This window comes from Kitasatospora sp. SC0581 (assembly GCF_048159585.1).
Classification (GTDB): Bacteria; Actinomycetota; Actinomycetes; order Streptomycetales; family Streptomycetaceae; genus Kitasatospora.
This window is the reverse complement of record NZ_JBLRWA010000006.1, coordinates 195,477-207,904: the sequence shown is the minus strand read 5'-3', so window position 1 is coordinate 207,904 and position 12,428 is coordinate 195,477. Positions and strand designations below refer to the sequence as shown.

The window sequence follows — 12,428 nt, the reverse complement described above, 5'->3', positions numbered from 1 at the left end:
AGTGGTACGCGGTGGCCCGCTACGACTGTCCGGGGGACTCTACCGGCACTCCCGCACCCCGCCACACCCCGCCGCACGACCGGATATCGACTGTCCGTCCGTCTTCCGATGTGCTTGGGCCAGCCCATCACAGCCGTCACCTCGCAGAACGCGGATTCGGCAAACCTGAATGGACTTCGCCACTTCAGGGAAGAACGAAGCCCTCGGTGATCAGGTTCAATCACCGAGGGCTCCGATTCGGTCAGCCGACGAACGCCGGGCCATTCCGGCCTTTCCGTCGTTTCCGACCTTCCCCTTCTTTCCGACACTCCCGTGCCTCCGACGCGCCCGCGTTCCCGGCGTTCCCGGCCGGATCGGCGGGCTCAGCCGGTTCAGGCCTTCCGGGCCGCCTTGCGCCGGGCGGCCACCACGATCGCGCCGCCGGCCGCGAGCACGACCGCGCCGCCGATCGCCAGCGGCAGCACCGGACCGGAGCCGGTGTGCGCCAGGTTGCCCCCGGCGTCCGGCTGGGCGGACGGGCTGCCCGAGGCCGTCGGAGCGGCCGTCGAGCCGCCGGCCGACGGGCTGCCGCTCGCGCCGGGCTTGCCGCTCGTCGACGCGGACGGGCCGCCCGAGGGGCTCGCCGAACCGCTCGGGGCGGTCGACGCGCTCGGCGTGGCCGACGGCGAGCCGCTCGGCACGGTCGGCGGGACGGTCGGCGGCACCGTCGGGGTGCCGGACGGCGTCGGGACGGTGGTGCCCGGCAGGCAGCCGGTGAAGGGGTAGTGGTGCGTCTCGGCGCCGCCCTTGCCGGTCAGCGAGGCGGCGATCACCGAGCCGTTGACCGGGCCGCCGCTGCCGAGGTCGAAGGCGGCGTTCGGCGCGAGCACGGTGCCGGCCCAGGCGGCCTGGCTGTTCTTGACCACCTTGGTGGCGGTCGGGAAGTTCCAGAGCAGCCTGGACCGGATCGCCCCGCCCGCGGCGCTCTGGAGCTTGTCGTCCAGCACGAAGGCCTTCTTGCCCTCGTCCCACAGGTGGAAGCCGGTGGTCCCGGCCGCCGCCATGTCGTACGAGCCGCCGGTGACGTTGACCACCGTCACCGAGCCGGCCGGCACCTTGAGGTAGACGTCCTTGGCGCCCTGCAGCTTCGCCGCGTCGACGGTGAAGCTGTTGTACTTCGCGTCGCCGCCGGTGAGCGTGAGCTTGGCGCCCTCGGCCTGGACGGTGGCGCCGGCGGTCTGCGGGACGGCGGCCAGCGAGGTGGCGGCGGCGCGCAGCTTGGCGAACTCGGCCTTGAAGTCGATCGGCGAGGGGCCCTGGTTGACGGTGCCGGCGTGGGCCTGGGCCACCGCGCCGTCGGCCTTGGAGCCGAAGACGCCGTTGCCCTTCATCACCTGGGTGTTGTGGCCGGTGAGCTTGCCGGCCACGACCAGGGCGTTCTTGCCCGGCAGCGCGTCGACCTGGGCCTGGGTGAGCTCCTGGCCGACCGAGAAGCCGCCGGTGAAGTCGGCGTTGCCGCCGACCGCGACCGCGCCCTCGGCGTCGGGGGTGTGGGTGTCGTCGCCCTCGATGAACTCGCCGTAGAGGTTGGCGACCCCGAGGCTGCGGCACTCCTGGTCGGTGCCGACGGCCTGGGCGGCCGGCGCGACGAGCCCGGCCAGTGCGAGCGAGCCGCCTACCGCGAGCGCGGCGGCGGAAATGGGTATGCGCATGTGCAGGTCTCCGCTTGCGTGCGGGCGTAGATGGGGGGAGGGGTCCTCAAAAAGGTATGGACCAATCCGCACTCTTTCGGCCAAACGGGTGATTGGTCAAGACCAATAACCTCCTTGACCGAACCACCCCGGTTTGTCCGCGTGTCGCACCCCAGCGTGTCGCCGCCCGCCGGCTCCGCCGCCTCCCGCCGCACCACCCGCGCCACACCGCCGCGCGGCCCGTGCCCCGCCCCAAGATCGCCTGTAAGGCCGCCTACGATTGACCGCGTGCCTAATCCCTTCTCCCTGCTCGCCGAGCGCTGGCAGCCATCCGCCGAGATGGTCCGGCGTGCCACGTTCGCCGCGCTGGTGATGAGCGTGGTGATCGTCGTCACCGGCGGCGCCGTCCGCCTCACCGCCTCCGGCCTCGGCTGTACGACCTGGCCCCGGTGCACCGACGAGAGCCTGACGCCCACCGCCGAGATGGGCTTCCACGGCATCGTCGAGTTCACCAACCGGATGCTCACCTACGTGCTGAGCGCCGCCGTCGGCTGGGCCATCCTGGCCGCCCGCTGCCACCGGCCCTGGCGGCACAGCATGACCCGGCTCGGCTGGGCCCAGTTCTGGCTGGTGATGAGCAACGCCGTGCTCGGCGGCATCACCGTGCTGACCGGCCTCAACCCGTACACCGTGGCGCTGCACATGATCGCCGCGATGGCCCTGGTCTGGGTCGCGCTGCTGATGTGGGAGCGGTCCAAGGAGGGCGACGGCCCGCCGACGCTCGTGGTGCCCCGCCCGGTCCACCAGCTGTCCTACGTCCTGGTCACCGTGATCGGCCTGCTCGTCGCGGCCGGCACCCTGGTGACCGGCGCCGGCCACCACCCCGGCACGCCCAAGGACAACAAGATCGTCCCGCGCATCCCGATCGACTACGACCGCCTCGCCCAGTTCCACGCCGACTTCGCGTTCGTGTCCGTGGGCCTGGCCATCGCGGTGATCTTCGTCCTCGCCGCCGTGAAGGCCCCCCAGGCGGCCAGGTCCCGCACCAAGGAGCTGCTGGCCGTCCTCCTCCTCCAGGGCGTCCTGGGCTTCATCCAGTACTTCACCGACGCCCCCGAGCTGATGGTCGGCCTCCACATGCTCCTCGCGGCACTGACCTGGATCGCCGCCCTGCGCGTCCCCCTCGCCCTGCGCACCCGCGGCGCCGAGGCGGTCGCCGACCAGCTCCCCGCCCAGACCCCGCAGCCCGCCTCGGTCTGACCGCGCACACGACGAACGGCCCGGCTCCCCCGCGTGGGGGGACCGGGCCGTTCGTCGTACCGGGACGCGGTCAGATCTGGATGCCGGCCATCCGCTTCCACTCGTACGCGCCGGTCTTGACCTTGAGGCCCAGCTCGCCCTCGAAGTCGTCGTGCAGGGTCAGCCCGGCCAGCTCGGCGGCGCGCTTGCCCACGGCGTAGCTGGGGGCGACCTGGTCGCCCCAGGCGCCGTCCGCGCCGACGACCACGATGCGGGTGGCCACGGAGCCGACGTACTCGACGACGGCGTCGCCGCCCCCGTGCTCGCGGGCGAAGCTGGTGAGGTGCTTGGCGATGCGCTTGGCGCGGCGCTCGGTGCGGGCGTCCGGCGCGGCGGTGGCGGTCTCTGCGCTGCTCATGTCCCGCATGCTACCCACCGGTAGCGCCGCTGGCGACGGGAGCGCCCTGTGCACCGGGCCACATACTGGAGGGGTGACCTTCTCCGGCTGGCCGGCCGAGGCGCTCGACTTCTACGAGCACCTGGAAGCCGACAACTCCAAGACCTTCTGGCAGGCCCACAAGGACGTCTACGACGGCGTCGTCCGGGCCCCGATGGAGCTGCTGCTCGCCGAGCTGGAGCCGGAGTTCGGGCCGGGGAAGATCTTCCGGCCCAACCGCGACGTCCGGTTCAGCGCCGACAAGTCCCCGTACAAGACCCACATCGGCGCCCATCTGGAGAGCGGCGGCTACATCCAGCTCTCCGCCGACGGACTGGCCTGCGGCAACGGCCTCTACCAGCTCGCCCCCGACCAGCTGGAGCGCTACCGCGCCGCCGTCGCGGAGGACGTCACCGGCGCGGAGCTGGAGCGCGTGATCGCCCGGGTGGAGCAGCAGGGCCCGCTGGTCGTGGGCCGGGACTCCCTCAAGTCGGCCCCGCGCGGCTACCCCAAGGACCACCCCCGGATCGGGCTGCTGCGCCACAAGGGCCTGGTGGCCTGGCAGGAGTGGGAGCCCGCGAAGTGGCTGGGCACCCGCGCCGCCCACACCCGGATCACCGGCTTCCTGCACGCCTCCCAGCCGCTGCGGGACTGGCTGGACGGCCACGTCGGCCCCTCCGAGCTGCCCGCCCGCTGAGAACGCGAAGAGCCCCGGTCCGCCCGGACCGGGGCTCTTCGCGTAAGCCTCTACTTCGTAAGCCTCTACTTGACGAACGGGTCGATCGCGCAGACCACCATCAGCAGCGACAGGTAGGTGATCGACCAGTGGAACAGCCGCATCTCCTTGAGCTTCGCGCCCACGATCCCGGCCTTGGCCCGCCCGTACAGCGCGTGCGCCTCGCGCAGCCAGGCCCCGCCCAGCAGCACCGCGGCGACCGGGTACAGCCAGCTCATGTGGCCCAGTGGCCAGACCGCCAGCGAGACCGCCACCATCACCCAGGAGTAGGCGACGACCTGCTTGCCGACGGCCACGTTGCCCTTGACGACCGGCAGCATCGGCACGCCGGCCCGCTCGTAGTCGTCGCGGACCTTCATCGACAGCACCCAGGTGTGCGGCGGCGTCCAGAAGAACACGACCAGGAACAGCATCACCGCGGCCCAGGACACCGAGTTGGTCACCGAGGACCAGCCGATCAGGACGGGCATGCAGCCGGCGATGCCGCCCCAGACGATGTTCTGCGAGGTGCGCCGCTTGAGCCCCAGCGTGTAGACGAACACGTAGAACAGCAGCGCGCCGAGCGCCAGCCAGGCCGACAGCCAGTTGACCCCGAAGCCCAGCAGAAGCGTCGAGACGACGGCGAGGACGATGCCGAACACCAGCGCCTCGCGCGGCGACACCATCCCGGTGACGATCGGACGCCGCTCGGTGCGCGACATGACCGCGTCGATGTCGCGGTCGATGTACATGTTGAGGGCGTTGGCGCCGCCGGCCGAGAGGTAGCCGCCGACGACGACCTTCAGCACCAACAGCATGTTCGGCACGCCCTGCTGGGCCAGGAACATCACCGGCACGGTGCTCATCAGCAGCAGCTCGATGATCCGCGGCTTGGTCAATGCGACGAACGCGCCGACACGGGCCCCGAACGGCCGGTGCGCAGGAGTCGCCCCGGTGACCCCGGCGGGACGGGTTTCGACGGCGGTCACTAACACCCCAACTGAAGATGAATCTTCGCAGGCGTCCACAGGAACGAAGGGTCCCGAATCGTCCGCTCTGCGCGTACCACGACACCATAGACGTTCCATATATCCCATCCGGCTCCGGGGTCCCCCGGCGAGGCGGAACGCACACCCCCGGGTGAACCGCCCGGGCGGGGCCGTCGAGCGCCTCCGGCGGGTCCGCTAGCCCGTCCTGACCACCGGAGCGGCGCGACGGCGCGAACCGGGAGAGTCTGGGACAAATCCATCCGCACCGCTCCAGTGGGAATCTGCATGCGGAATTGCCGGTTGTCCCAGCACGGAGGGTGAGCCGCACCCCGGACGGTAGGCTCGCGGACAGAAGCGGGATCTACCCTCCGTGACCGGCACCACCCAGCGTCGGGACCACAGCGCCGTGGCCGACCCGGTCCCCATTCACGGGGTCACTCTTCACAATGGAAGGAGCCCTGAGACAGGGTGAGCACTGCGCCGACGAACGCATTCGAGTGGACCGATCTGGATGAGCGCACCGTTGACACGGCGCGCGTCCTGGCCATGGACGCTGTCCAGAAGGTCGGTAACGGACACCCCGGGACGGCCATGTCGCTGGCCCCGGCCGCGTACCTGATCTTCCAGCGGTTCCTGCGCCACGACCCGACCGACCCGTCCTGGGTCGGGCGCGACCGCTTCGTCCTCTCCCCCGGCCACACCAGCCTGACGCTCTACACCCAGCTCTACCTCGCCGGCTACGGCCTGGAGCTGGACGACCTGAAGGCCTTCCGCGTCGCGGGCAGCCGTACCCCCGGCCACCCCGAGCACGGCCACACCGCGGGTGTGGAGACCACCACCGGCCCGCTGGGCCAGGGCATCGCCAACGCGGTCGGCATGGCGATGGCCGCCCGCTACGAGCGCGGCCTGTTCGACCCGGAGGCCCCGGCCGGCGAGTCCCCCTTCGACCACACGGTCTGGGCGATCGTCTCCGACGGCGACCTGGAGGAGGGCATCTCCGCCGAGGCCTCGTCGCTGGCGGGCCACCAGAAGCTGGGCAACCTGGTCGCCGTCTACGACGACAACCACATCTCGATCGAGGGCGACACCGAGACCGCCTTCTCCGAGGACGTCCTCAAGCGCTACGAGGCGTACGGCTGGCACGTCCAGCGCGTCACCCCGAAGTCCAACGGCGACATCGACGTGGCCGCCCTGGCCGAGGCGCTGGCCGCGGCCAAGGCCGAGACCTCCCGCCCGTCGATGATCGCGATGCGGACGATCATCGCCTGGCCGGCCCCGGACGCCCAGAACACCGCCAAGGCCCACGGCTCCGCGCTCGGCGCCGCCGAGATCGCCGCCACCAAGAAGGTCCTGGGCTTCGACCCGGAGAAGACCTTCGAGGTCAGCGACCAGGTCATCGGGCACGCCCGCCAGGTCATCAAGCGCGGCAAGGCCGCCCGCGACCAGTGGCAGCAGGGCTTCGAGGCCTGGCGCGCCGCCAACCCGCACCGCGCGGCCGAGTTCGACCGCATCGAGGCCGGCGAGCTGCCCGAGGGCTGGAAGAAGGCCGTCCCGTCCTTCCCGGCCGGCAAGGACGTCGCCACCCGCAAGGCCTCCGGCGACACCCTCAAGGCGATCGGCGCGGTGATCCCGGAGCTGTGGGGCGGCTCGGCCGACCTCGCCGAGTCCAACCTCACCACCATCGACGAGGACAGCTCCTTCCTGCCCGAGGGCAACCCGCTGAAGTCGGCGAGCCCGTACGGCCGGACGATCCACTTCGGCATCCGCGAGCACGCCATGGGCTCGACCATGAACGGCATCGCCCTGCACGGGAAGACCCGGGTCTACGGCGGCACCTTCCTGGTCTTCGCCGACTACATGCGCCCGGCCGTCCGCCTGGCCGCGCTGATGAAGCTGCCGGTCACCTACGTCTGGACGCACGACTCGATCGGCCTCGGCGAGGACGGCCCGACCCACCAGCCGGTCGAGCACATGGCCTCGCTGCGCGCCATCCCGGGCCTGGCCATGGTCCGCCCGGCCGACGCCAACGAGACCGCCGTCGCCTGGCGCACCATCGTCGAGCGCCACACCAGCCACCCCGGCCCGGTCGGCCTGGCGCTGACCCGCCAGGGCGTCCCGACCTTCGACCGCGAGGTCTTCGGCTCCGCCGAGGGCACCGCGAAGGGCGGCTACATCCTGGCCGAGGCCTCCACCGGCGACCCGCAGGTGATCCTGCTCGGCACCGGCTCCGAGGTCCAGCTGGCCGTCCAGGCCCGTGAGGCGCTGGAGGCCGAGGGCATCGCCACCCGGGTGGTCTCGCTGCCGTCCTTCGAGTGGTTCCAGGAGCAGGACCAGGCCTACCGCGACAGCGTGCTGCCGCCGTCGGTCAAGGCACGCGTCTCGGTCGAGGCCGGCATCGCCCAGGGCTGGCGCGAGCTGGTCGGCGACCACGGCCGGATCGTCTCGCTGGAGCACTTCGGCGCCTCCGCCGACTACAAGGTGCTGTTCGAGGAGTTCGGCATCACCACCGAGCGCGTGGTGGCCGAGGCCCACAACGCCCTGCGCTCCCTCGAGGCCGTCAACCGCTAGCGGCCCCCGGGCCGCGTGCCCGCCCGCACGCGGGCACGCGGCCCCTCCCGACCACCCCACGAAGCAAGAACAAGGGACTGAAGCACCATGACTGACGCACTGAAGCGCCTCAGCGACGAAGGCGTTGCGATCTGGCTGGACGACCTCAGCCGCAAGCGGCTGAACTCCGGCAACCTGGCCGAACTGGTGCAGAACAAGCACGTGGTGGGCGTGACCACCAACCCGACCATCTTCCAGAAGGCCATCGCCGGCTCCGGCGACGACTCCTACGACGGCCAGCTGCGCGACCTCGCCGTCCGCAAGGTCACCACCGACGAGGCGATCCGCATGATCACCACCTCGGACGTGCGCGACGCGGCCGACGTGCTGCGCCCGGTCTACGACGCCTCCAACGGCCGCGACGGCCGGGTCTCCATCGAGGTCGACCCGCGCCTGGCGCACGAGACCGCCACCACCGTGGCCGAGGCCAAGCAGCTGTGGTGGCTGGTCGACCGCCCGAACGTCTTCATCAAGATCCCCGCCACCAAGGCCGGCCTGCCCGCGATCGCCGAGGTCATCGGCAAGGGCATCAGCGTCAACGTCACGCTGATCTTCTCGCTGGAGCGCTACAAGGCCGTCATCGACGCCTACCTGACCGGCCTGGAGACCGCCAAGGCCAAGGGCCTGGACCTCTCCCAGATCGAGTCGGTCGCCTCCTTCTTCGTCTCCCGCGTGGACACCGAGATCGACAAGCGCCTGGACAAGATCGGCGGCGAGGCGAAGGACCTGCGCTCCAAGGCCGCGCTGGCCAACGCCCGCCTCGCCTACCAGGCGTACGAGGAGGTCTTCGGCAGCGTCGACGGCAAGACCGCCGGCAGCGCCCGCTGGTCCGCCCTGGAGGCCGCCGGCGCCAAGCCGCAGCGCCCGCTGTGGGCCTCCACCGGCGTCAAGGACCCGGCCCTGCCGGACACCCTGTACGTCACCGAGCTGGTCGCCCCCGGCACCGTCAACACGATGCCCGAGGCCACCCTGGAGGCCACCGGCGACCACGGCGTGGTCACCGGCAACACGATCGTCCCCAACTACGCCGACGCCAAGGCCGTGCTGGACGCGATCGCCGCCGCCGGCGTGGACTACGACGACGTCGTCCAGCTCCTGGAGGACGAGGGCGTCGAGAAGTTCGAGCAGTCCTGGAACGAGCTGCTCGACACCGTCACCGCCTCGCTCGCCTCCTTCGCCGACGAGAAGTGACCCCTGCTCACAGCCAGCGCACGAAAGCGGAGCCCATCAAGTGAGCACTGATTTCCCCGAGTTGACTCCGGAATCGGACGCGGACGACCTCCCGCCCGCCCCCGTCAACCCGCTTCGTGACCCCTCCGACCGACGGCTCCCGCGCATCGCGGGGCCGTCCGGTCTGGTCATCTTCGGGGTCACCGGCGACCTGTCCCGCAAGAAGCTGATGCCGGCCATCTACGACCTGGCCAACCGCGGTCTGCTTCCGCCGGGCTTCTCCCTCGTCGGCTTCGCCCGCCGCGAGTGGGACGACGAGGACTTCGCCAAGGAGGTCCACGACGCCGTCCGGGACCACGCCCGCACCCCGTTCCGGGAGGAGGTCTGGCAGCAGCTCGCCAAGGGCATGCGGTTCGTCCACGGAACCTTCGACGACGACGAGGCCTTCGACAAGCTGCGCGAGACCATCGAGGAGCTGGACAAGGCCCAGGGCACCGGCGGCAACTTCGCCTTCTACCTGTCCGTCCCGCCGAAGTTCTTCCCCACCGTCGTCCAGCAGCTCAAGAAGCACGGCCTGGCCGACCCGCCGCAGGGCTCCTGGCGCCGCGCGGTCATCGAGAAGCCCTTCGGCCACGACCTGGAGAGCGCTCAGGAGCTCAACAAGGTCGTCCACGAGGTCTTCCCCCGGGACGAGGTCTTCCGGATCGACCACTACCTGGGCAAGGAGACGGTCCAGAACATCCTGGCGCTGCGCTTCGCCAACCAGATGTTCGAGCCGATCTGGAACCGGTCGTACGTCGACCACGTGCAGATCACCATGGCCGAGGACATCGGCATCGGCGGCCGGGCCGGCTACTACGACGGCATCGGCTCCGCCCGTGACGTGATCCAGAACCACCTGCTCCAGCTGATGGCGCTCACCGCCATCGAGGAGCCCGCCTCCTTCCACCCGAAGGCGCTGGTGGCCGAGAAGCTCAAGGTGCTCAGCGCCGTCAAGCTCCCGGCCGACCTCGGCCGGCACACCGTGCGCGGCCAGTACGCGGCCGGCTGGCAGGGCGGCGAGGAGGTCGTCGGCTACCTGGACGAGGACGGCATCGACCCCGACTCCAAGACCGACACCTACGCGGCCATCAAGCTGGAGATCAACAACCGCCGTTGGGCGGGCGTCCCGTTCTACCTGCGCACCGGCAAGCGCCTGGGCCGCCGGGTGACCGAGATCGCGGTCGTCTTCCAGCGCGCCCCGTACCTGCCCTTCGACTCCTACGCGACCGAGGAGCTGGGGCAGAACGCCCTGGTCATCCGGGTCCAGCCGGACGAGGGCGTGACGGTGCGGTTCGGCTCCAAGGTGCCGGGCACCTCCTTCGAGGTGCGGGACGTCACGATGGACTTCGCCTACGGCGAGTCCTTCACCGAGTCCAGCCCGGAGGCGTACGAGCGGCTCATCCTCGACGTGCTGCTCGGCGACGCCAACCTGTTCCCGCGCCACCAGGAGGTCGAGCTCTCCTGGCAGATCCTCGACCCGATCGAGAAGTACTGGGACACCCACGGCAAGCCCGCCCAGTACGCGGCGGGGACCTGGGGTCCCGTCGAGGCGGACGAGATGCTCGCACGAGACGGCAGGAGCTGGCGCCGGCCATGAAGATCGACCTCACCAACACGACGTCCAGCAAGATCAACGCCGCGCTGATGGAGGCGCGCCGGGCCCGCGGCTCGGGCGCCGCCGGCATGGTGCTCACCCTGGTGATCGTGACCGACGAGGGCAGCGCCTACGACGCCCTCAAGGCCGCCAACGACGCCTCCCGCGAGCACCCGATGCGCACCCTCGCGGTGATCAAGCGCGCCGGGCGCTCGCCCCGGGCCCGCGCCGAGACCCGGCTGGACGCCGAGATCCTGGTCGGCTCCGACGCCGGCTCCGGCGAGACGGTCGTCCTGCGGATGCACGGCGAACTCGCCGCGCACGCCCAGTCGGTGGTCCTGCCGCTGCTGCTGCCGGACGCCCCGACCGTCGTCTGGTGGCCGGACAACGCTCCGCACCACCCGGCGCAGGACCCGCTGGGCTCGATCGCCCAGCGCCGGATCACCGACGCCGTCACCGCCGAGTCCCCGGTCGGCCAGCTCGCCCAGCGCGCGCAGAGCTACACCCCGGGCGACACCGACCTGGCCTGGACCCGGGTCACCGGCTGGCGCTCGATGCTGGCCGCCGCGCTGGACCAGCGGCCGTCCACGATCGTCTCCGCGGTGGTCGAGGGCGAGTCCTACAACCCCAGCGTCGAGCTGCTCGGCCTCTGGCTGACCAACCGGCTCCAGGTGCCCGTCGAGCGGGTCGTCACCAACGGCCCCGGCATCACCGCGGTGCACCTGCGCACCAAGGACGGGGACATCACCCTGGACCGCCCGGACGGCCTGCTGGGCACGCTCTCCATGCCCGGCTCGCCGGACCGCCAGGTGGCGCTCAAGCGGCGCGAGACCTCGGAGCTGATCGCCGAGGAACTGCGCCGCCTGGACCCGGACGACATCTACGCGACGGCCGTGCGCACGCCCGTCGACCGGCTGCACGAGCCGTCCAACGCCGAGACCGCGGCGGCCGAGCAGGTCGCCCGCGAGGTCGCGGAGGAGGCCGTCGAGGAGGCCGCCGAGGCGGCCGTGGAGCAGGCCGTGGCCAACCCCGAGCGGGTGACCGCCGGGACGGCGGAGAAGAAGCCCGCCCGCAAGGCCGCCGGCAAGCGCACCGGCAAGGACGGCGCATGACCAACGCGACCCCGCAGCTGGTCGTCCACCGGGACAAGGAGCTGATGGCCCAGGCGGCCGCGGCCCGGCTGATCACCCGGATCGTGGACGCCCAGGCCGCCCGCGGCAGCGCCTCGGTGGTGCTCACCGGCGGGCGCAACGGCAACGCCCTGCTGGCCGCGATCGCCGCCTCCCCGGCGCGCGACGCGGTCGACTGGGGCCGGCTGGACCTCTGGTGGGGCGACGAGCGCTTCCTGCCCGCCGCCGACCCGGAGCGCAACGCCGTCCAGGCCCGCGCCGAGCTGCTGGACGCCGTCCCGCTCGACCCGGCGCGGGTGCACGAGATGCCCGCCTCGGACGGCGTGGACGGCTCGGACGTGGAGGCCGCCGCCGCCCGCTACGCCGAGGAGCTGGCGAAGGCGGCCGGGCCGGGCGACCGGCTCGGCGTCCCGGCCTTCGACGTGCTGCTGCTCGGCGTCGGCCCGGACACCCACGTCGCCTCGCTCTTCCCCGAGCACCCGGGCGTCCGGGAGACCGAGCTGACCGTGGTCGGCGTGCGCGGGGCCCCCAAGCCCCCGCCGACCCGGGTCTCGCTCACCCTCCCGGCGATCCGCACCGCCCGCGAGGTCTGGCTGCTGGCCGCCGGCGAGGACAAGGCGGGCGCGGTCGCGCTGGCCCTGTCCGGCCCCGGCGAGCTCCAGGCGCCCGCCTCCGGCGCGTACGGCCGCAGCCGCACCCTGTGGCTGCTGGACCGCGCCGCCGCGGAGCGGATCCCGCCGCAGCTCTACCCGCCGGCCTCGGCCTGACCGGATCCGGCAACGCCGAAGGGCGCCACCGTCACCGACGGGGGCGCCCTTCGCGCTGTTCTGTCCGGA

The 12,428-nt window shown here is 71.8% G+C and carries 10 protein-coding genes; 7 read left to right on the top strand and 3 right to left on the bottom strand.

The genetic code is table 11. The features are described from left to right. Positions 1 to 371: 371 nt before the first annotated feature. Entirely contained in the window at positions 372 to 1,691 is a 1,320-nt protein-coding gene (locus tag ACLWS4_RS13415; RefSeq protein ID WP_416874218.1) for a choice-of-anchor A family protein, read from the bottom strand. 258 nt (positions 1,692 to 1,949) lie between these two features. Between ACLWS4_RS13415 and ACLWS4_RS13410 the strand changes: the two genes are divergently transcribed. Then, positions 1,950 to 2,930 (top strand): COX15/CtaA family protein, encoded by a 981-nt coding sequence (locus tag ACLWS4_RS13410; RefSeq protein ID WP_416874263.1) that lies wholly within the window; start codon positions 1,950 to 1,952, stop codon positions 2,928 to 2,930. A 70-nt stretch (positions 2,931 to 3,000) separates the two neighbouring features. Here ACLWS4_RS13410 and ACLWS4_RS13405 read toward each other — a convergent pair whose 3' ends face one another. After that, a complete protein-coding gene (locus tag ACLWS4_RS13405; RefSeq protein WP_053111946.1) occupies positions 3,001 to 3,327 on the bottom strand; it encodes a hypothetical protein in 327 nt (108 codons plus the stop codon). Positions 3,328 to 3,400: 73 nt separating this feature from the next. On the opposite strand from ACLWS4_RS13405, the gene ACLWS4_RS13400 reads away from it, so the two are divergent. Further along, positions 3,401 to 4,042, top strand: coding sequence for a DUF2461 domain-containing protein (locus ACLWS4_RS13400; RefSeq protein WP_416874217.1), 642 nt, complete (start codon positions 3,401 to 3,403; stop codon positions 4,040 to 4,042). Positions 4,043 to 4,107: 65 nt separating this feature from the next. On the opposite strand, the gene ACLWS4_RS13395 is transcribed toward ACLWS4_RS13400, so the two are convergent. Beyond that, positions 4,108 to 5,055: a heme o synthase gene (locus ACLWS4_RS13395; protein ID WP_074001672.1), complete on the bottom strand. Its 948-nt coding sequence runs from the start codon at positions 5,053 to 5,055 to the stop codon at positions 4,108 to 4,110. A 462-nt stretch (positions 5,056 to 5,517) separates the two neighbouring features. Here ACLWS4_RS13395 and tkt point away from each other — a divergent pair, with 462 nt between their 5' ends. The 5 genes from tkt (at position 5,518) to pgl (ending at position 12,359) form a co-directional block, all read left to right on the top strand. After that, complete coding sequence (gene tkt / locus ACLWS4_RS13390) at positions 5,518 to 7,617, top strand: transketolase (protein ID WP_074001673.1); 2,100 nt, start codon at positions 5,518 to 5,520, stop codon at positions 7,615 to 7,617. A gap of 87 nt (positions 7,618 to 7,704) precedes the next feature. After that, positions 7,705 to 8,847: a transaldolase gene (gene tal / locus ACLWS4_RS13385; protein ID WP_380744584.1), complete on the top strand. Its 1,143-nt coding sequence runs from the start codon at positions 7,705 to 7,707 to the stop codon at positions 8,845 to 8,847. A 61-nt stretch (positions 8,848 to 8,908) separates the two neighbouring features. Beyond that, complete coding sequence (zwf, locus tag ACLWS4_RS13380) at positions 8,909 to 10,465, top strand: glucose-6-phosphate dehydrogenase (protein WP_049649618.1); 1,557 nt, start codon at positions 8,909 to 8,911, stop codon at positions 10,463 to 10,465. Beyond that, positions 10,462 to 11,574, top strand: a complete 1,113-nt coding sequence (opcA, locus tag ACLWS4_RS13375) for a glucose-6-phosphate dehydrogenase assembly protein OpcA (protein WP_049649617.1) — start codon at positions 10,462 to 10,464, stop codon at positions 11,572 to 11,574. Before zwf ends, opcA begins: the two co-directional genes overlap by 4 nt. Beyond that, complete coding sequence (gene pgl / locus ACLWS4_RS13370) at positions 11,571 to 12,359, top strand: 6-phosphogluconolactonase (RefSeq protein ID WP_049649616.1); 789 nt, start codon at positions 11,571 to 11,573, stop codon at positions 12,357 to 12,359. Before opcA ends, pgl begins: the two co-directional genes overlap by 4 nt. The last annotated feature ends 69 nt before the right edge of the window (positions 12,360 to 12,428 follow it).

Coding starts and splice junctions, on each gene's coding strand:
- ACLWS4_RS13415 (WP_416874218.1), bottom strand. CDS start 1,691: ATGCGCATACCCATTTCCGCCGCCGCGCTCGCGGTAGGCGGCTCGCTC.
- ACLWS4_RS13405 (WP_053111946.1), bottom strand. CDS start 3,327: ATGAGCAGCGCAGAGACCGCCACCGCCGCGCCGGACGCCCGCACCGAG.
- tal (WP_380744584.1), top strand. CDS start 7,705: ATGACTGACGCACTGAAGCGCCTCAGCGACGAAGGCGTTGCGATCTGG.
- opcA (WP_049649617.1), top strand. CDS start 10,462: ATGAAGATCGACCTCACCAACACGACGTCCAGCAAGATCAACGCCGCG.
- pgl (WP_049649616.1), top strand. CDS start 11,571: ATGACCAACGCGACCCCGCAGCTGGTCGTCCACCGGGACAAGGAGCTG.